Consider the following 21023-nt stretch of genomic DNA (forward strand, 5'->3'; position numbering starts at 1 on the left):
AGGAGTTACATAGATTCTGGCGCTCGTGGGAGTATTTCAGTACAATACCCGCCTGATTTAATGCAACCGTCAAATTCACGTAACATAAAGGTAACCACATGAGTGATCAGCAACAGGATCTGACCTTAGCTAGTTGGCAGGAGCGCCAGGAATATGCCGAAATGATGCAGCCAATTATTGGCCGCCTATACCGGAACTACGGTGTTGAAATTTTGGTGTATGGTCGTTCACTACTTAATGTCGATACAATTAACATCATCAAGGCGCATCGTTTGATTCGTCGCCATGAAGGTGTGAAGTTGCGCTTACGTGAAAGTTTTCCGTTTATTGAAGCCTTAAGCAAAATGAAACTTGCGCCTGCGCGTGTTGACCTAGGTAAGCTTGCGTTTAATTACTTGCACAAAGATGCGGGCAAGGGCGACAGCATTGAAACCTACTTGAAACGCGAACTGATCGACATTGTCGATAAAGCCGATGAAATTGCACCTCAAGACGTGGTTCTCTATGGCTTCGGGCGTATTGGCCGACTCCTAGCTCGATTATTAATTGAGCGTAACGGCAGCAACAACAAAATGCGTTTACGTGCAATTGTGGTGCGCGGCGGGCGTAATGGCGACCTTGAGAAACGTGCAAGCTTGTTGCGTCGTGATTCAATTCATGGTCCATTCAATGGTTCGATTACTGTTGACCACGAAAACAGCGCAATTAAAGCCAATGGTACCAGTATCAAAGTGATTTACTCAGATGGGCCAGACCAGGTCGATTACACGCAGTACGGTATTAATGACGCAATTATCATTGATAACACGGGTATTTGGAGCGACGAAGCAGGGCTCAGCTTGCACCTAAAATCAAAAGGTGTGAAGAAAGTGCTTCTTACTGCTCCAGCCAAGGGTGACATTAAAAACGTGGTGTTTGGTGTGAATCAGGCAGACATCAAGGCCGATGATTTAATTATCAGTGCGGCAAGCTGTACCACCAACGCGATTACCCCTGTATTGAAAATTATCAATGACCAATATGGTATCCGTAATGGTCACGTTGAAACGGTGCATTCGTACACCAATGATCAAAACTTAATTGATAATTACCATAAAGCTGACCGTCGCGGCCGTTCGGCGCCATTAAACATGGTGTTAACGTCTACCGGTGCAGCGAAAGCGGTTGCTAAGGCATTGCCTGAGCTTGCGGGTAAACTAACTGGCAATGCCATTCGAGTGCCAACGCCGAATGTATCTATGGCGATTATGAATCTAAATCTTAATAAGCAAACTAATAAAGAAGAACTCAATGCTTTTTTACGTGATCAAGCGCTGCATTCTGAATTACAAGCGCAAATTGATTACACAGCATCAACGGAAATTGTCTCTACTGACTTAGTTGGTTCGCGTTATGCGGGGGTGGTTGACTCACAAGCAACTATCGTTGACGAAGATCGTGCGGTTCTATATGTTTGGTATGACAACGAATTTGGCTATAGCTGTCAGGTAGTGCGTGTCGCTGAACAGATGGCAGGGCAGCAGTTGCTGAACTTACCAAAATAAAATAGTGTTATCAAAAGCGCCTTTTAGGGGCGCTTTTGTTTTTTCAGGAATAGGGGAATTCATGTTTATAACTGCGCAATTTGATAGTGGCAATATTGAAGTTATCGAGGCCAATAAGGCCAGCTCAATCCAATTAGCCATTCGCCAGGACAATCAATCTGATTTTTATCAGTGGTTCCATTTTAAACTGTACGGTGAACCGGGCGTTGAACACGTTATGCATATCACTAACGCGGGTCAGTCAGCGTATCCTGACGGGTGGAAAGACTATTCAGCATTAGCTTCTTATGATCGCGAAAACTGGTTTCGTGTACCCACCGAATATAACGGCAAAGAGCTCGTTATTCGTCATACGCCAGACCAAGAGAGTGTTTATTACGCTTACTTTACCCCGTATTCATACGAACGCCATCAAGACCTTATTCAGTGGGCACAGCAGTCGATCGAATGCCAACATGTGTTGCTCGGCCCAACTCTAGACGGCCGTGATATGAACTTGCTGGTAATTGGTGAGCCTGCAGATCACAAAGCCAAAATTTGGGTGACCGCGCGACAACATCCGGGCGAAACCATGGCCGAATGGTTTATGGAGGGCTTTCTGAGCCGATTGTTGGATGATGAAGATGCTGCTGCACGGAAATTATTAGAGAATAATGTGTTTTATGTCGTACCAAACATGAACCCTGACGGCAGCGTGCGCGGTCATTTACGTACCAATGCCGTTGGCGTGAACTTAAACCGTGAATGGGCTGAACCGTCGCTGGAGAAAAGCCCAGAAGTATTCTATGTACTCAATGCGATGCAAGAAACTGGTGTTGATTTCTACCTTGATGTGCATGGCGATGAAGCACTGCCTTACAACTTTTTAGCGGGTTGCGAGGGCGTACCCAGTTACAGCGAGCGCAACCATGCACTCGGTGAGAAGTTTAAGCAGGTATTGCTTTCTATCACGCCTGAGTTTCAGGTTGAATACGGTTACGAAGTTGATAAGCCAGGTGAAGCCAACTTAACGGTTGCAAGTAACGCAGTTAGCGAGCGATTCAACTGTTTAGCATTTACTTTAGAGATGCCATTTAAAGATAATGCCAACTTGCCTGATGCCGACTTCGGTTGGTCAGCGAATCGTAGCCAACAATTCGGTGCTGACGTCGTTAGTGCTATCTACGCTATCGGAAATAACTTGCGCGACTAGGTCGCGCACGCTAGCTTGAACGTGAACAACAACAATAATAACTCGACAAGGGGGACACCTTGGAAGCGATAAATAACTTTTTACTGCTACTCGATAGCTATTTAGGGTCTGCAGCATACTTCCCATATATTTTACTTGGTGTTGGTATCTTCTTTACCTTGTACCTTGGGTTTCCACAAATTCGATTTTTTGGCCACGCCTGGAAAGTTGTAACTGGGAAGTTCGATAAAAAAGGTGCGCAAGGTGACACCAGTCACTTCCAAGCATTGTCAACAGCGCTATCGGGTACAGTAGGTACCGGTAATATTGGTGGTGTTGCGTTGGCCATATTCTTGGGTGGCCCAGCAGCAATATTTTGGATGTGGATTACCGCGTTTTTAGGTATGACAACGAAGTTTGTGGAAGTCACGCTGTCGCATAAATACCGTGTACAAACCGAAGACGGAACCATGGCTGGCGGCCCGATGTATTACATGGACCGCCGCTTGAACATGAAATGGTTGGCAGTAATTTTTGCCATCGCAACCATCATCAGCTCGTTTGGTACCGGTAACATGCCGCAAATCAACAACATTGCTCAAAGTATGGAAATGAGCTTTGGGTTTGAGCCAATGATTGTTGGTGGGGTACTTTCGATACTACTTGCACTGGTTATTATCGGCGGTATTTCGCGGATTGCTGCAGTGACCTCAAAGATTGTGCCAATCATGGGTGTGCTTTACATACTCGGCTCATTAAGTGTTATCTTTTTTAACCTTGATCAGATTGGTCCTTCGTTTGCATCAATATTTACTAATGCCTTTACCGGCTCTGCAGCAACCGGTGGCTTCTTGGGTGCAACCTTTGCTTATGCGTTCAACCGTGGTGTCAACCGTGGCTTGTTCTCAAATGAAGCAGGGCAAGGTTCAGCACCTATAGCTCACGCTGCTGCGCGCGCTGACGAGCCTGTGTCCGAGGGCATGGTGTCAATTCTCGAACCGTTTATCGATACCATCATCATCTGTACGTTAACTGGTTTAGTTATTCTTTCGTCTGGTGTGTGGTCGCAAAAGCATGAGAATACTTTCTCACGCACCGATCTAGAGATTGTTGCGGGTAATTATTCAGACGCGACAGAAGTGGACCGGGAAGCGCTTTATCATTACTTAAATGATACAGACGAAAACACCATTGAGAAGTTTACGGGTGCCATCCAAGTGCGTGACGGTAAAGCGGTTAGCAATGGTTACACCATGCTGCATGCACGTTCTGTTGCAGAGAATGTACGCTTCATCGTCGCTGGCGAAGACCCATACACCGGCACGCTACGTATTGAAGATGGGCAGTTGCGCAAAGAAGACATTGTTATTATCGGTGATTCATTGATTCACTCGGCGGCGCTAACGTCAAAAGCATTTAGCATGGGCTTCTTAGGCCCGGCTGGTGAGTACATTGTACCGATTAGCTTAATGCTGTTTGCATTTTCAACGGCAATCGCATGGTCGTACTACGGTGACCGCGCAGTGGTTTATCTTTTTGGTCAACGAGGCGTAATGCCATACCGTATTATCTATGTAGCAGGGTTCTTCGTTGCTTCATTCGCTGATACGACGCTGGTGTGGACCATGTCGTACGTGGCCATCGTACTGATGACGTTGCCGAACTTATTCGGTATTTTCTTGTTACGCCGAGAAATGAAAGATACCGTAAAAGCTTATTGGCAAGACTTTGATGCTGAAAAAAGCAAAAAAGATGCTGAAAAGTAAGCGTTGTTAATACTTAGAGAGACCCGCTGCGGCGGGTCTCTCTGTAACTTATAGGGGTGCGGCGGCTTGAATTTAGAGCCAAATCCCTTATATTGCCTATTTAACAGAAACGTAAACGAGGTTTACATGGCGCTTATTCAATGCCCCTCATGCAGTAAGCGGGTGTCTGACAAAGCTACAAACTGCCCACATTGTGATTTTAAGCTAACAGGTTTATCGGGAGAAGAACTCGACCGTGAATGGCAGCGCGTTATGGCAAGCAAGCGTGAGCGCCTTGTTAGTCAGTCAATGCTTGCGTTATTAATTGCAATTGCGGCATTTACGTACTATTTCATTCAACAGCCGTTACCAGAAACCTGGCCGGCCAAAGTTTCTTATGGCTTAATGATTGTTGGTTTAATAGGGTTTGTCATAAACCGCGTACGGTTAGTTTTTATCAAAAGGAAACGTAGTTAATGCAGTTTGATGATTTGCTTTCATCGATAACACCTGAAACTTTTGAGCGTTTGGTTCAAGCGGTAGAGCTGGGTAAATGGCCGGACGGCGTTAAGCTTACTGAACAGCAACGCGAGCATTCCATTCAGTTGGTGATGGCCTATCAGGCGCGTTACACCCCGTCTGAGGAAGCATTTCGGATTGGCGCTGACGGCCAATTAGTTACGCGCAGCAAGCGCGATATGAAAGCTGAAATTAAGCCAGCAGATACTATCGCAAGTTTTCCGCTTAATTCTTCAAGTGAGGCATCCTAGTCACGCCCATGCAAACCACAAATTATGACCTTTTGCTTGAACAAGCCCGTGCAATTACTAAGGGTGAACCGGACTTAATTGCAAATTTAAGTAACATTTCCGCACTTGTGTACGACGCTTTAGACGATGTTAATTGGGTCGGCTTTTACCTAACCCGTGAGCCGGAAACCTTGGTGTTAGGCCCATTTCAGGGTAAAGTGGCATGCTTGCGCATTGCCTTTGGTCGCGGTGTTTGCGGCGCGGCAGCTGCAACACGCACAACCCAACGCATTGAGGATGTGCACGCCTTTGCTGGCCACATTGCATGCGACGCAGCTTCTAATTCTGAAGTTGTTGTGCCATTGATTGTGAATAACGAGGTGGTTGGCGTATTTGACCTTGATAGCCCAAGTGTCGCTCGATTTTCTGAAGCGGATGCTGAGGGCTTAACGCGCATTGGGCGATATATAGAGCAACTTAATTGGTCGCAGTAGGGCAGGCAACAACAATTTTATGTATAGTGAATTTGATATTTATGCGTACTTAGTAAGTCATCTCGACATGCGTTTCTTCGAAGGTGAAGAAGAAGCAGCAACAGATCAAATGAATGAGATGTTGCATTACATTGCCGAGTTTAGCGATGCCGAAGATACGATAGAACAATTAGAAGAAGTTGTACGCCGCACACTATTTGATTGGATAGAAAATCCCGAACTTCTTGAACTCGATAGTGAAGAAATGCAAGCGTATATCATGGAGCAACTAGCTGACGTGCGTCAGCAGGAATTTAATGACGATGACGACTGACGTAAAAAAGTTAACGAATACGAAAGAAGTAATTACCTATTTAGCTGAAAAATTTCCTCAATGCTTTACGCTTGAAGGTGACGCGAAGCCCCTAAAAATTGGTATTTTTGAAGATCTTGCTGCGCGTTTAGCTGACGATGAAACGGTAAGTAAAACACGGCTACGAACAGCCTTACGACACTATACCAATAGCTGGCGGTATCTACGCAGTGTGAAAGTTGGTACGCAACGCGTTGATCTCGACGGTGCTGACGCAGGTATTATAGAGGAAGAGCATCAGCAACACGCTGAACAAACATTGGCGGAGTCAAAGGCGGTTGCAGCTGAGCGTGCAGCGGCGAAACGCAAAGAACAAGCTGCGCAAGCTAAGGCTGCCAAACCAGCGAACCAGGAAGCGCGAAAAGCGCGGGCTAAACGGCCAGCCAAAAAACCAGCAGTGGCGAAACCTGCACCCACCCCAAAACTCGATTTACAGGCAGTTAAAGGTGATCAGTTGCGGGTAGGGCAACAGGTTCAGGTTAAAGCGGGTCTGTCTCCCATAGCAGGCCAAGTGACTGAAATTGATCGCGATGACATTTATGTGCAACTTCAAAACGGCTTGACGGTCAAAGTGAATGTAAACGCTGTATTTGTCACGAAATAGGAGTAGTGAAGTATGACCAAGCGCGTGATTTCTAAATTTGCACTTGCGGTTTCGCTTAGCGCTGGCCTGTCGGCTGCAGCATTAGCTATTCCGCCGGCCCACTCGCCGGATGAATTACCGCAACTTAAACCACAAGAACAACATGGTGTTGCAAGCCACCGCGTTGCTCGGTTTTTCACGCGCGACCATTTCAAGCAAATGGAGCTCGATAACGAGCTGTCATCGCAAATTTTATCCCGTTATCTTGATATGTTGGACTATAGCAAAATGTTTTTGCTACAGGACGATGTCGATCAAGCTCAAGAATATAAGCAGCTATTTGATGACATGATTCTAACCGGCAAACTTAATGCGGCCTATTCGCTGTATGAAAAGTCGTTGAATCGCCGTTTTGAACGCTACAGCTACGCACTTTCGTTGCTTGACGAAGAGCAACCATTCGACTTTACAGTGGCTGGCGACAAGTACCACTTCGATCGTGAAGAAGCAACCTGGGCCAAAACAGAATCCGAGTTGGATGAGTTATGGCGTCAACGCGTTAAGTATGACGCGTTAAATTTAACCTTAACGGGTAAAGAATGGCCGGAGGTTGTAGAGACCTTAGGTAAACGCTACAACAACGCACTCAAACGGTTAACGCAAACCAATAGTGAAGATGTATTTCAAACCATAATGAATGCTTTTGCGCGTAGCGTAGAAGCACATACAAGCTATTTATCGCCAAGTAACGCCGAGCGCTTTGAGCAAAACATGAACTTGTCGCTAGAAGGTATTGGCGCAGTTTTACAAGCTGAATATGACTACACAGTGATTCGTAGCTTGGTTCCGGGCGGTCCGGCTGACAACGGTGGCGAGTTGGCGGTTGATGACAAAATTGTTGGCGTTGCACAAGGTGATGACGAAACTTTTGTTGATGTGATTGGTTGGCGACTCGATGAAGTGGTCGAGCTTATTAAGGGCCCGAAAGGCTCAACGGTTCGGTTACAGGTATTAAAAGCCAACCAGAGCGCCGGTGCACAGCCGAAAGAAATTGCCATTGTTCGTGATAAGGTCAAATTAGAAGACCGCGCTGCGAAATTAGAAATTGAGGCGCCAGAAGAAGGGCAATACGCCGGTCGTAAAGTTGGCGTTATCGAGATTCCTGGTTTTTATAATGGGCTAACCGATGATGTGGAAGGCCTAATCAGTGAAGCGCAAGAACAAAAAGCTGAAGCACTCGTTATAGATCTACGCGGTAACGGCGGTGGTTCATTGTCTGAATCGATTTCTTTGTCAGGTTTGTTTATTGATAAAGGCCCTGTTGTTCAGATACTCGATGGCCGCAAACGCCGTGACATCAATGGCGATCGTGATGGTAAAATATTTTACGATGGTCCGTTAGTGGTTATGGTTGATCGTTATAGTGCTTCGGCATCAGAAATTTTTGCTGCAGCCATGCAGGATTATCAACGCGCAGTTATCGTTGGCGAAAACACATACGGTAAGGGAACTGTGCAGCACCACCGAGCGTTGCAAATGTACCCATTTGATAATTACGAAAATCCACTAGGCAGTGTACAGTTTACCATTGCTAAGTTTTATCGTATTAACGGTGGTAGTACTCAAATGCGTGGTGTAACGCCAGATCTTCATTTACCGTCAATGATTGATGCCGAAGAATTTGGTGAAAGTAGCCAAGAAAATGCTTTGCCGTGGGATAAATTGCCGGCAGCGTCGTACGAGCCGCTCAATCTGATTCCGTCAACACAGTTCAAAAAATGGCAGGAAAAGCTAGATGCTCGGGTGCAAGAGAACCCAGAGTTTAAGTTTGTCTTTGAAGACATTGAAGCCTATGAACGCGACAAAGATCGCACCTGGGTTAGCTTAGTTCTTGATGAGCGCAAAGCAGAACAAGCGCGTGACGAACAAGAAAAGCTTGACCGCGCAAATGCTCGCCTGAGTCGTTTGGGTATGGAACCTGTTGAAAAGGTTGACGACATTCCAACAGATCTTGAGTTGGATGATCCCTACTTACAAGAAACGGTAGCCTTGAGCCTTGCATTGATTGATGCACATAAGCTTGCGATGAATTAAACTTATCTACGAACTAGCTAGAAAGCCGCATTATGCGGCTTTTTTATAGCTAAATAATAATTACAAAAAACACGGAACAATAACATTCATGCATGAGTCACCCTCTATCGCGAGTCGCTGGTCGAGTCGCTTATTGTTTATATTAGCCTCAACTGCCGCCGCTGTAGGTTTAGGGAATATCTGGAAGTTTCCTTATATTACCGGCGAAAACGGTGGTGGCGCTTTTGTGCTGGTTTATCTGCTATGTATTGCTGGCATCGGCATTCCAATCATGATCGCCGAAATTATTATTGGTCGCCGAGGCCGGCACAGCCCAGGCTACGCTGCGCGCCAAGTGGCACGAGAGTCAGGGCGCAGCAAAGCTTGGCAGATAACCGGTTGGGTTGGTATGGCGACAGGTTTCCTAGTGTTGAGCTTTTATGCGGTTATTGCCGGTTGGGCACTGGCCTATGTGTACGAAGCTGCAAGTGGAACCTTTGCCGGAGCCAGCGTCGCTGAAATCAATCAGGTATTCGGCGATCTCGTTAGCTCATCGGCACGCCTCACCTTATGGCATGGGCTGATCATTGCAGGCGTCGTATTGGTTGTTGGTAATGGTATTAAAGATGGCCTAGAGCGCGCCGTCTCTTGGTTGCTTCCCGCAATGGTTATTTTGCTGATAGGCCTAGCTGGCTATGCCGCATATATTGGTGACTTCGCAGCAGCTGTCGACTTCATGTTTGCGCCGGACTTTTCCGAATTGACCATCAACGGCGTGATGTTAGCGCTTGGGCATGCATTCTTTTCACTCGGACTCGCGTCGGGTGTGGTGATTATGTATGGCGCTTATTTATCAAAGTCGACTTCGGTTGTTCAAACTTCGTTATGGGTAGCACTTGCGGATACATTGGTGGCATTGCTGGCGGGATTAGCTATTTTCCCGATTGTTTTTGGTAGTCAGCTTACCCCTGAAGCTGGTCCGGGCTTGATATTCCAGACCTTACCCGTCGCTTTTAGCCAAATGCCAGCGGGAAATACACTCGGTACTATTTTCTTCATTATGCTTGTAATTGCGGCGTTCACCTCAGCAATCGCCATGATTGAATCTGCAGTGGCCTTTATGGAAGAACGGTTTAAGCTGAATCGTTGGCCAGCCACTATGGCGGCGGGCTTCACGCTCTGGTTGCTGGGTCAAGTTACCATCTACAGCTTCAGTGGTGCCAGTTGGACACAGATTGATTGGCAGGTTCCTGGCAAACAGCTTACGTCATTATTTGATGTGATTGATTACGCCACGTCTAACGTGTTACTGCCACTTGGTGGGCTGCTGCTTGCTATTTTCGCAGGCTGGGTTATGAAATCGGCGTATAGTAGCGATGAGCTTAATACTAACCCGAAAGTTTTCCGACTATGGCAATTTATCGTGCGCTGGTTGGCACCGATAGCAATTGTTCTGATTTTCTTACAACTGATCGGTATTATTCAGTTTTAATTTTTTGAATTAGAGAATAATTATGCAAAACAATACAACGTTGGAGCAACGTACTCCAACAATCCTGCAAGCATCACTGCCGCTAATCGCGCTTATCATTATGCTTGGTTTGTCAGTTTTTTTGTTTGGCGAAGATTCATCTTACGGACCCAATCAAATTGCCTTATGGATAGCAGCCGGTGTTGCCATAGCGATTGGGTTTTATAATAAATTTTCATGGGCAGACATCGAAGACGGCATAAAAGAGGGGATTTCGGTTGCTCTGGGCGCGTTATTGATAATTCTCGCGGTGGGCTCTCTTATCGGTACCTGGCTGCTTGCCGGTACCGTACCAAGCATGATTTATTTCGGTCTCGAATTATTAAACCCAAGTTGGTTCTACGCTGCATCAGCGCTTATATGCGCCATCATTTCACTGGCTATCGGCAGCTCGTGGACTACAGCTGCAACCATCGGTGTAGCCCTAATGGGCGTTGCTGCAGGTATGGATTTATCACCAGCAATTACCGCCGGCGCAGTGGTTTCAGGTGCATATTTTGGCGATAAAATGTCGCCATTAAGTGATACCACCAATCTCGCACCAGCTGTAGCAGGTTCAGAATTATTCTCACACATTCGTTACATGGCCTATACGGCAGGTCCCGCATTTATCATTACTTTAATTATATTCTTGATTCTAGGCTTCAACGCCGACAGTTCGGTAAGTCTATTAGAACTGGAAAAAATGCAATTGGAGCTGCGTAACACCTTTAATATCGGTTGGATCATGCTGGTACCATTGTTGGTGCTTCTTTATTTAGCAGCAACGCGCAAGCCAGCCTTGCCAACGGTTTTCTTTGGCGCTCTGCTTGGTGGTGCCTGGGCCGTTATCTTTCAACCAGAAATGATAACTAAAATAGCTGGTGGTGATGAGTCTGTGGTTGGTACCGCCAAAGTTATTTGGGGCGCACTTTCAGACGGGGTAACCATTGAAACGGGCTCTGAAGATCTAGACCAGCTGCTTAGCGGCGGCGGCATGTCGAGCATGCTTAATACGGTGTGGTTGATTCTCAGTGCCATGACCTTCGGCGCCATCATGGAAAAACTTGGCTTACTGCAACGTCTTATAGCTGGTCTGTTGGGGTATGTGAAGTCGATAGGCAGCTTGATAGGTGCGACATTATTTACCTGTTTCGGGGCGAACATTCTAACTGCCGATCAATACATGGCGATTGTTCTTCCAGGCCGCATGTATCGTGAAGAGTTTGAGCGGCGCGGATTAGACCCACGCGTGTTATCACGTACGTTGGAAGACAGTGCAACCTTAACGTCCGCATTAATCCCTTGGAATACGTGTGGTGCCTTTATGATGGGCGCATTGGGCGTTAGCCCATGGATTTATGCACCATTTGCCTTCTTTAACTGGTTAACACCACTAATAGCATTAACTTATGCTTATACAGGCTTCCGCATCTTACGCTTGCCGGTACCGAAAACCGCTTAATTAAACAATTATAGGTAATTATGACTGCACAATTGGCAAAGCTTCGGAGCGATTATCAAGCTCCGGAGTTTCGTATCACCTCGGTCGATTTAACTGTTGATCTGCATGATTCCCGAACGCATGTGACCAATCGCATGCAGATCGAGCCGATTACAGCTTGTACAGAGTTGCGCTTGCATGGCGAGCATATGTCGTTGCAGAGCGTTAAAATTAACGGCCAAAGCTTGTCGGAACAGGATTACCAGATTACCGATAAAGCACTAACCCTTACCTGTGTGCCAAAGGAAGCGTTTGAGTTAACTATCGTCAATACCATTAACCCTGCTGCAAATAGCGCCCTTGAGGGACTTTATAAGTCGGGTGGGGCGTTCTGCACCCAATGTGAAGCTGAAGGGTTCCGACGCATTACCTATTATTTGGATAGACCGGACATTCTTGCGATTTTTACCACAACAATTACCGCAGATAAGCAAACTTATCCTTATTTATTGAGCAACGGAAATGCTGTCGCTCAAGGTGATAACAGTGATGGAACGCATTGGGTACGTTGGCATGATCCGCATCCGAAACCAGCTTATTTGTTCGCTTTGGTAGCTGGTGATTTTGAGGTTTTAACAGACCATTACACCACCAAAAGTGGTCGTGAAGTTTTATTGCAGCTATTTGTTGACCACGGGAATTTAAAGCGTGCGGACTATGCAATGGCAGCTTTAAAAAATTCGATGCGCTGGGATGAAGAACGATTTGGCCTTGAATACGATTTAGATATTTATATGATTGTCGCCGTTGATTTCTTCAACATGGGGGCAATGGAAAATAAAGGCTTAAACGTATTTAATTCACGCTATGTGTTGGCCGATTCAAAAACAGCAACCGACCAAGATTTTTTGAATGTAGAATCGGTGATAGGGCACGAGTATTTCCATAATTGGACGGGTAATCGAATTACCTGTCGTGATTGGTTTCAACTGAGTTTAAAAGAAGGCTTAACAGTATTCCGCGACCAGGAATTCAGTTCAGACCTCGGCTCACGGGCCGTTAATCGCATTGATGCAATTCGTATTATTCGAACCCATCAGTTCAATGAAGATGCCAGCCCTATGGCGCATCCGATCCGTCCCGACAAAGTTATAGAAATGAATAATTTTTATACGGTAACGGTTTATAACAAGGGCGCCGAAGTTATTCGTATGCTGCACACCTTACTGGGTGAAAAGGGCTTTCAAGCCGGTATGAAGCTCTATGTGCAACGTCATGATGGCCAGGCTGTGACCTGTGATGACTTTGTCGCGGCAATGGCGGACGCAACTAATACGGACTTAAGGCATTTTCAGCGGTGGTACAGTCAAGCTGGAACGCCGACAGTTAAGGTTAGCCAGCATTACGATGCTCAGGCTAAAACATTAACCTTAAAATTCGCGCAGGAAACACCGCCAACCCCCGGCCAAGCGGAAAAGTTGGCGGTACATATTCCAATTTTGCTCAGTGCATACACGGCAAATGGTCAATTGATCGCGATGCAGCATCCACAGCTTCGCCGCCATGAGTCGGGGAGTTTACTATTTGAACTCACAAAGCAAACCGACCAGCTGACGATTGAAAATATTGAGGAAGCTCCGGTATTGGCATTGCTCGAGAACTTCAGCGCTCCGGTAAAATTGGAATTCGAGCAAGATTTTTCAGACAGCATTGTATTGCTTGCGAATGCGCAACAGGATGTAACTCGCTGGGAAGCTGCTCAACACATTTATACCAAATTAATTCTCGATGCGGTAAGCAATCAACACCCGCTTGAACTTCCGCAGTCCGTCGCGAAAGCCTTGCAGAATATGGCAGCCACACCGCTTGATGCGGCATTAAAATCACTGGTGGTAACGCCGCCAACGGTGGAGGAAATAGCGGAATATTTTACCCGAAATATACCCTTGGCAGCCATTGATGATGCGGTAAATAGCTTGCGTCAACAAATTGCAAATTGTTTACATAACGAGTTTCTAGCCATTTGGACAACGCGCAAGCAAGAGCCATATCAGCTAAGCGGTTCGGCGATTGCGAATCGAAGCTTGCAGCATACTGCGCTTTACTATCTTGCCCTGAATAAGCCGGCACAGTTTAGTAATGAAGTTGCTCGTTACTTTTCAAAAGCGGACAACATGACCGCACAGCAAAGTGCCTTGCAAATTGCGGTGCATCTTAACTTGGACAGCAAGCAACAGTTGTTGGATGCTTTTGAGCAACAATGGCAAAATGATCCACTCGTTCTGGATAAATGGTTTGCGATTCAAGCGGGCGCCCCGCATGCGGATGTTGCAGAAACCGTAGCAACTCTGAAAAAACACAGTCGCTTCAATCCGGATAATCCAAATCGTCAATACGCTTTATATGCTACTTTTGGGCGTAACATGGTGCAATTTCACCGCGCTGACGGTGCTGGATATCGGTTAATGGCCGATATGATCAGCTACTTAAACACGAAGAACCCACAAGTTGCAGCGCGTCTTGTTACACCGTTAACCCAATGGCGCCGTTACGATGAGCAACGCCAGCAACAGATGAAAGCGGTACTTGAAGGCTTGCATAAATTGCCAGCTTTGGCCTCTGATTTAGATGAAAAAATAAGCCAAAGTCTCGCAACAGATTAGGCTGAATTTGATCGGCTTTGTAATAAACATGCAAAGCATCCTCATAATCATGTTCAGACCCCGAAAACCGTGGTCTGAACACTGGTTTTTTCGTGATAATAAGCATTGAATAACCAACCTAAATGTCCGACAATGATGGCAATTATTTCGTTGGGTGATAGCGACCTATAGCAACTATCACAACTTCGTAATACCTATCACGTAAAAGGACACCATCATGAATGCGTTTGGCGAAGGCCAGATTCCCGTTGTTTTGCAGAAGGTGGCTGAGCTGATTCAGCAACGCGCTACCGACCGAGCCGATTTAATCAAAGATTTTGCGATGAGGTTATTCCGCAATATCTCACCGGATGATCTCTCGCTGCGAAATGACAGCGACATGTATGGTGCTGTAATGGGCTTGTGGCACACGTTTAACGACTACAATCCCGGCGAAAAAGCGCTCATCAAAATCTACAATCCAGAAGTGCCGCGTCACGGCTGGGAGTCGGCGCATACTATTATTGAAGTCATTCAATCGGATAGTCCGTTTATGGTGGACTCGATTCGCATGGCTTTGTCGCGCTTAGGTATTACATCGCACTTACTTTTGCATCTGCCCATAAGCCATAAGCGTGACGAGAAAAATCAAATTACTGAGCTTCTCAAAGCCGGTACCCGCAACGAAGATAACGAAGTGGATACGGTTTTCCTGATTGAAGTGGATCGTCAAACCAGTAAAGAAGCGATCACCACCTTGAAGAAAGAGCTTGCGTCAGTTATGGACGAAATTAACTTATCCGTATCGGATTGGTTACCTATGCGTGAGCGTCTCAGCGAAATAGCGGCAAGCCTCAGTGACATCAATTACCCAGGTGACAAGAAGCAACTTCAAGAAGCACAGCGCTTCTTGGGGTGGCTGGCGAAAGACAACTTCACGTTAATGGGGTATCGCCGCTACGATTTATCGCCGGTAAAAGGTGACTACGTCATTCGTCAAGTGGCCGAATCAAGCCTCGGTTTGATGCGAAAAAGTGCGAACAACAAAGAACGGTTGGTATCGTCTCTACCCGAAGTTGCCCGCGATCTTACCTTTGATAACAGTTTACTGCTATTAACTAAAACGAATACCAAATCGCGCGTTCATCGTCCTGCATACTGTGATTACATTGGGATTAAACGGTTCGATAAAAACGGCAAGGTTATTGGCGAAGACCGCTTTATTGGCTTGTACTCAAGTAGTTTTTACAACAATAGCGCCCGCGATGTGCCGTTGGTCGGTGATAAAATTAGACGCGTTATGGAAGAGTCTGGTTTTGCGCCGAACTCACACGCTGCAAAAGCACTGTTGAACATTTTAGAAACTTATCCACGTGATGAGATCGTGCAGGCACCTGAAGATGACTTATTGGAAGTCGGTTTAGGCGTTTTGCAAATGCAAGAGCGCGACATGACCCGAGTTTTTGTGCGCCGTGATATTTTTGGTCGGTTCGCATCCTGCATGGTGTACGTGCCAAAAGAGCGCTACAACACCTTGTTACGACAAAAAACACAGCAAATTCTCGCCCGCACTTTAGCTGGCACCAGTGATGTAGATTTCACCACATACTTTTCGGAATCATCGCTAGCCCGAACTCATTACACCGTGCGCCTCGGCGAACACGTACAGGACATTGACGTGAAAGAACTTGAACAAAACCTTATTGAAGCAGCCCGCACTTGGGAAGACAACTTTGAGCGAATTTTAAGCAGCACCTTTGGCGAAGCAAAAGCCAATGCACTCAACAAGCGCTATTCCAATGCGTTCCCGCGTGCGTATAAAGAAGAAGTACTGCCCTCGGTCGCGATTGCCGATATCGCGCAAATTGAAGCGCTTGATGACGACCACAAACTTGGCATGCTGTTTTATCGTTCGCGTGAAGAAAATGAAACCAGTAAGAAAATTCGGTTAAAACTATTCCACAAAGACGAGCCAATTCACTTGTCTGACGTATTACCTATGTTGGAAAACTTTGGCCTGCGTATTATTGGTGAAAGCCCGTATCAGATTAAAACGACCGATGGCAGCTTGTTCTGGATACTTGATTTCCAAATGCTGCACAGCAACGCGAAACTTGACCTTGAGGCGAGCCGTGATTTATTCCAAAACGGATTTGCCAAAGTTTGGGACGGGTTGTACGAAGATGATGGTTTTAACCGTCTCGTCTTAAGTGCAGGATTAACTGGCCGGCAGGTAATCATTTTACGTATGTTTGCAAAATACATGCGCCAAATTGGTACCACATTTAGCCAAGCCTATATTGAGAGCACGTTCAGTAAGTACCCTCTGATCGCTAAACTTATTGTGAAGCTGTTCTATTCGAAATTTGATCCGAAAGAGAAAAGTCGCGACAAGAAAATTGAAGCGCTTGAAACACGTATCAATTCAGAATTGGAAAACGTTGCGAACTTGGATGATGACCGCATCATTCGTCGCTATGTTGAGCTCATTTTGGCTGCTTTGCGCACCAACTTCTTCCAAAGTGACGAGCAGGGCAATGAAAAGCCATACATCTCCGTGAAATTTATGCCGGAAATGATTCCAGAAATGCCACTGCCATTGCCGAAATATGAGATTTTTGTTTATTCACCGCGCGTGGAAGGTGTTCACCTGCGCGGTGGCAAGGTTGCTCGTGGCGGTTTGCGTTGGTCTGACCGTCGCGAAGACTTCCGCACCGAAGTGCTCGGTTTGGTTAAAGCACAGCAGGTTAAAAATACAGTTATCGTTCCTGTGGGTGCGAAAGGTGGCTTTTTCTGTAAAAACTTACCGGAAGAGCGCGAAGCGTTCTTTGAAGAAGGTAAAAACTGCTACCGCACCTTTATTCGTGCTCTGTTAGATATTACCGATAACATTGTGAGTGGCGAAGTAGTTCCACCGAAAGACGTTGTACGCCATGATGAAGATGATACTTACTTAGTTGTTGCAGCGGATAAAGGTACAGCAACTTTCTCAGACATTGCCAATGGTATTTCTGCTGAATACAACTTCTGGTTGGGTGATGCTTTCGCGTCGGGTGGTTCGGTTGGTTACGACCATAAAAAAATGGGCATTACCGCACGCGGCGCGTGGGAATCGGTTAAACGTCATTTCCGTGAAATGGGGATCGATTGTCAAACCACCGATTTTACCGCGGTTGGGGTGGGTGATATGGCTGGTGACGTGTTCGGTAACGGTATGCTGTTATCTAAACACACCCGTTTAGTTGGCGCATTCAACCATTTACACATTTTTGTGGACCCAAATCCAAGTGCCGAAAAAACCTATGCTGAACGTGAACGTTTGTTTAAGCTGCCGCGTTCATCTTGGGAGGATTTTGACAAATCACTGATTTCAGAAGGTGGTGGTATATTCTCGCGAAGCGCGAAAGCAATTGAACTACCGCCCGAAATGAAAAAATTATTCAATACGCAGAAGAAGACCTTCACGCCGAATGAATTGATCAAAGCCATTTTGACGCTTAACGTTGATTTGTTCTGGAACGGTGGTATCGGTACTTACGTTAAATCGGCCAAAGAGAGTGACAGTGACGTAGGCGACCGCGCCAACGATGCATTGCGCATCAACGGTAAAGATTTGCGCGCGAAAATTGTGGGCGAGGGCGGTAATTTAGGCTTCACCCAACTCGGTCGTATTGAGTATGCCCGCACAGGCGGCCGCATAAACACGGATGCCATAGATAACGTGGGTGGTGTGGACTGCTCAGATAACGAAGTTAATATCAAAATTTTGCTAAATGGCTTGGTTGCAAGCGGTGATTTAACGCGTAAGCAACGCGATCAACTGTTATACGACATGACCGACGAAGTATCACAAATCGTGATTAAAGATTGTTTCCGTCAGTCACAATCAATTTCAGTGACAGCGATTCGTGGTGCCGATCAAATCAAAGAGTTGCAGCGTTTTATTCATCATTTGGAACGCGAAGGGCAGTTAAACCGTGCGCTCGAGTTTTTGCCGGATGACGATGAGTTAGCCGAGCGTCAGGCGCAAGGGAAGGGCCTTACACGCCCTGAACTCGCTGTAATAACTGCTTATGGCAAGATGGTTCTGAAAGAACAGTTGCTTGACGATGCAATCATGTCTGATCCGTTCCATGCGCGTTCATTGATCAATGCGTTCCCGAAACCGCTGCAAGAAAAATACGCGGAAGCAATGGAAAACCATCCATTGCGCGGCCAAATCATTGCAACCCGTTTGGCGAACAACATTGTCAACGATATGGGCCCGAACTTTGTGTATCGCAAGGTAGACGCTACAGGCGCAACGGAAGCTGAAGTTGCGTCAGCGTATGTGGTTGCCCGCGAATGCTTTGATTTACGTGCATTAATGGAACAAATTGAAGCGTGTAACAACAAGATTCCGGCCGATGTACAAAACGGCATGTTATTCCAAATCCGCCGTGTTGTGCGTCGCTCTACACGTTGGTTCTTGCGCCATCGCAATCCAAACCTAGCAACTATTCAGGAACAAATTGATTTCTATAAATCAAGTTTCGATGACTTGCGCAAAAACGTGCTGACTTATTTGGTTGATGACGAGCGTGCACAAATCGAGAAACAAATTGATAAGTTACAAGCGCAAGGTGTACCAGCGAAACTGGCGCATAACATTGCGATTCTAACCACTTTGTTCTCAGCCCTGGACTTAGCCGATATCTCACATGAAACAGGTCGCCAAGTCGGTACTGTTGCGAAGGCCTACTTTAACCTTGGTTCACGCGTTTCGTTGCATTGGTTCCTTGATCAAATCAACAGTCAGCCGGTTGATAACCATTGGCAAGCGCTTGCACGCGCAGCCTTCCGCGAGGAGCTTGACTGGCAACAACGTTCACTCACCATGAGCATGTTGAAAGCAGGAGATACCAAGCAAGACGCTATGGCCGTTCTCGATACATGGATAAGTGACAACAAAGTTTACGTCGACCGTTGGTTGGTTATGCTATCTGACTTCCGCACCACGAAAACTCATGAGTTTGCGAAATTCTCAGTTGCTTTACGTGAGCTGATGTTATTGAACCATAATTGCACGTCGGTAAATTCATAATTATGTATGCACTCATGCGTAAATGGCTGTTCAGTAAGGATGCTGAACAGTCACACGATTTGACTTTAAATTTACTTAAGAAGTTTGCGCACACGCCGTTTTCAATTGCGTGGCGGCAGCGCTTGGCACATCGTCCAGTCACGGTGATGGGAATTGAATTTCCAAACCCCGTAGGTTTAGCCGCAGGACTCGACAAAAACGCAGAGTGTATCGATGCTTTTTCGCAGATGGGGTTTGGCTTCATCGAAGTAGGCACCGTAACACCGCGCCCGCAACCGGGAAATCCAAAGCCACGTCTGTTTCGCATTACAGAAAAAGAAGCCATAATTAATCGTATGGGTTTCAACAATTTAGGTGTTGATCATCTTGTTGAACAGGTGCGCCAGGCAAAATTCAGTGGTGTGTTAGGGATTAACATTGGTAAGAATAAAGACACACCTGAAGCTGAGGCGGTACAAGATTATCTGCACTGTATGCGCAAGGTCTATGCGTTTGCGGCCTATATTACGGTAAATATTTCATCACCTAACACACCGGGGCTGCGTGAGTTTCAGCACGGGAGTGCGTTGGATTCGCTATTAGCAGCTTTAAAGGCCGAGCAAGCTGAACTTGAGAGCAAATATGGCCGTTACGTTCCAATCGCGGTCAAGATTGCGCCAGATTTAACCGATGAAGGTATTTGCGCAATCACTGATGCGCTCATGACACATCATATTGATGCTGTAATTGCCACCAACACCACGCTGAGTCGGGAAGCTGTTGCAGGTTTACCTCATGCGGATGAAGCCGGGGGCTTAAGTGGTAAAGTCTTGTTTGAGGCCAGTACTCATGTTGTGAAAGTTATTGCGAAACATAGTAAAGGCCAGTTACCGATTATTGCTGTAGGCGGTATTGATAGCGCGCAGGCAGCAAAAGATAAATTAGCAGCAGGTGCAAGTTTGGTACAAATCTATACCGGATTTATTTATCACGGTCCGCGATTAGTAAGAGATATTGTCAACAGCTTGTAAATTGGTACGCATTTAGATACTTTAATTGCTAGATTTTCTCGACAAGGATATGACGTGCACGCGACACAACAATGGCGCTGGGTTTATGATCCAGACCAACAACAATTGCAGATTGAGCTGGAGCAGGGGCTGGTGCATACAGCGCCCTACAAGGCTTCGCGATTGGTGCCGTTGCATGCATTAAATGCTACGTTTTCAACAGAAGATGCAGCAAACTTTCAGAGCTTTTTTGACGCTCTTGATGAACACCATCGACTTAGCCCACAAACAATACTTGAAGCTGCGTTAAACCATACGATTTACCAAAAATTTGGCCGGCCGCAAATGCCGCAAAGTTGGTATTTCCAAACTGCCGACGTAACGCCAAACTACCCGTTAACAGTAGGCACATTGGTGCGATTAAACTCAGGGCTTGCGGACGTATTGTGTGCGATATGCACAACCGACGGTGAGTTCGTTGAGTGCATGGTTTTAGCGGATAAGTTTCCGCTGTCTGATATTAAAACCTTAAGTCAATATGACGTGATTAAGGTAATGCCTAACCGGCTCCAGTCTGCCTTTGCCGATACGCACCAACAGCCAGATAACCTGCGTCAAGCTTAGTTCATGTGGCGCAAATCCAT

At 46.2% G+C, this 21023-nt stretch carries 15 protein-coding genes; all 15 read left to right on the forward strand.

The window, feature by feature from the left end; genetic code table 11:
• Window positions 1-98: 98 nt before the first annotated feature.
• The 15 genes from ACN0UY_RS02425 (at window position 99) to ACN0UY_RS02495 (ending at window position 21003) form a co-directional block, all read left to right on the forward strand.
• Entirely contained in the window at window positions 99-1544 is a 1446-nt protein-coding gene (locus ACN0UY_RS02425; protein WP_417665205.1) for a glyceraldehyde-3-phosphate dehydrogenase, read from the forward strand.
• A gap of 61 nt (window positions 1545-1605) precedes the next feature.
• On the forward strand, window positions 1606-2736 hold the full coding sequence (locus tag ACN0UY_RS02430; RefSeq protein ID WP_417665206.1) for a M14-type cytosolic carboxypeptidase: 1131 nt from the start codon (window positions 1606-1608) through the stop codon (window positions 2734-2736).
• A gap of 59 nt (window positions 2737-2795) precedes the next feature.
• On the forward strand, window positions 2796-4481 hold the full coding sequence (locus ACN0UY_RS02435; RefSeq protein WP_417665207.1) for an alanine/glycine:cation symporter family protein: 1686 nt from the start codon (window positions 2796-2798) through the stop codon (window positions 4479-4481).
• Window positions 4482-4607: 126 nt separating this feature from the next.
• A complete protein-coding gene (locus ACN0UY_RS02440; protein WP_417665208.1) occupies window positions 4608-4937 on the forward strand; it encodes a hypothetical protein in 330 nt (109 codons plus the stop codon).
• Window positions 4937-5230: a YeaC family protein gene (locus ACN0UY_RS02445; protein ID WP_417665209.1), complete on the forward strand. Its 294-nt coding sequence runs from the start codon at window positions 4937-4939 to the stop codon at window positions 5228-5230. The genes ACN0UY_RS02440 and ACN0UY_RS02445 overlap by 1 nt, the downstream gene beginning before the upstream one ends.
• Before the next feature lie 8 nt (window positions 5231-5238).
• Window positions 5239-5703: a GAF domain-containing protein gene (locus ACN0UY_RS02450; RefSeq protein WP_417665210.1), complete on the forward strand. Its 465-nt coding sequence runs from the start codon at window positions 5239-5241 to the stop codon at window positions 5701-5703.
• 19 nt (window positions 5704-5722) lie between these two features.
• On the forward strand, window positions 5723-6016 hold the full coding sequence (locus ACN0UY_RS02455; RefSeq protein ID WP_128351525.1) for a hypothetical protein: 294 nt from the start codon (window positions 5723-5725) through the stop codon (window positions 6014-6016).
• Entirely contained in the window at window positions 6006-6659 is a 654-nt protein-coding gene (proQ, locus tag ACN0UY_RS02460) for an RNA chaperone ProQ (protein ID WP_417665899.1), read from the forward strand. Before ACN0UY_RS02455 ends, proQ begins: the two co-directional genes overlap by 11 nt.
• Before the next feature lie 12 nt (window positions 6660-6671).
• On the forward strand, window positions 6672-8732 hold the full coding sequence (gene prc, locus ACN0UY_RS02465; protein WP_417665211.1) for a carboxy terminal-processing peptidase: 2061 nt from the start codon (window positions 6672-6674) through the stop codon (window positions 8730-8732).
• An 88-nt stretch (window positions 8733-8820) separates the two neighbouring features.
• Complete coding sequence (locus ACN0UY_RS02470; RefSeq protein ID WP_417665212.1) at window positions 8821-10203, forward strand: sodium-dependent transporter; 1383 nt, start codon at window positions 8821-8823, stop codon at window positions 10201-10203.
• Between the two features lie 22 nt (window positions 10204-10225).
• Window positions 10226-11686, forward strand: a complete 1461-nt coding sequence (gene nhaC / locus ACN0UY_RS02475) for a Na+/H+ antiporter NhaC (RefSeq protein ID WP_417665213.1) — start codon at window positions 10226-10228, stop codon at window positions 11684-11686.
• 20 nt (window positions 11687-11706) lie between these two features.
• A complete protein-coding gene (pepN, locus tag ACN0UY_RS02480) occupies window positions 11707-14328 on the forward strand; it encodes an aminopeptidase N (protein ID WP_417665214.1) in 2622 nt (873 codons plus the stop codon).
• 217 nt (window positions 14329-14545) lie between these two features.
• On the forward strand, window positions 14546-19390 hold the full coding sequence (locus tag ACN0UY_RS02485) for an NAD-glutamate dehydrogenase (protein WP_417665215.1): 4845 nt from the start codon (window positions 14546-14548) through the stop codon (window positions 19388-19390).
• A complete protein-coding gene (pyrD, locus tag ACN0UY_RS02490) occupies window positions 19390-20400 on the forward strand; it encodes a quinone-dependent dihydroorotate dehydrogenase (RefSeq protein ID WP_417665900.1) in 1011 nt (336 codons plus the stop codon). The genes ACN0UY_RS02485 and pyrD overlap by 1 nt, the downstream gene beginning before the upstream one ends.
• A gap of 54 nt (window positions 20401-20454) precedes the next feature.
• On the forward strand, window positions 20455-21003 hold the full coding sequence (locus ACN0UY_RS02495) for a cell division protein ZapC domain-containing protein (protein ID WP_417665216.1): 549 nt from the start codon (window positions 20455-20457) through the stop codon (window positions 21001-21003).
• Window positions 21004-21023: the final 20 nt, after the last annotated feature.

The sequence above is a fragment of the Pseudidiomarina sp. genome, assembly GCF_048268165.1.
Lineage (GTDB): Bacteria > Pseudomonadota > Gammaproteobacteria > Enterobacterales > Alteromonadaceae > Pseudidiomarina.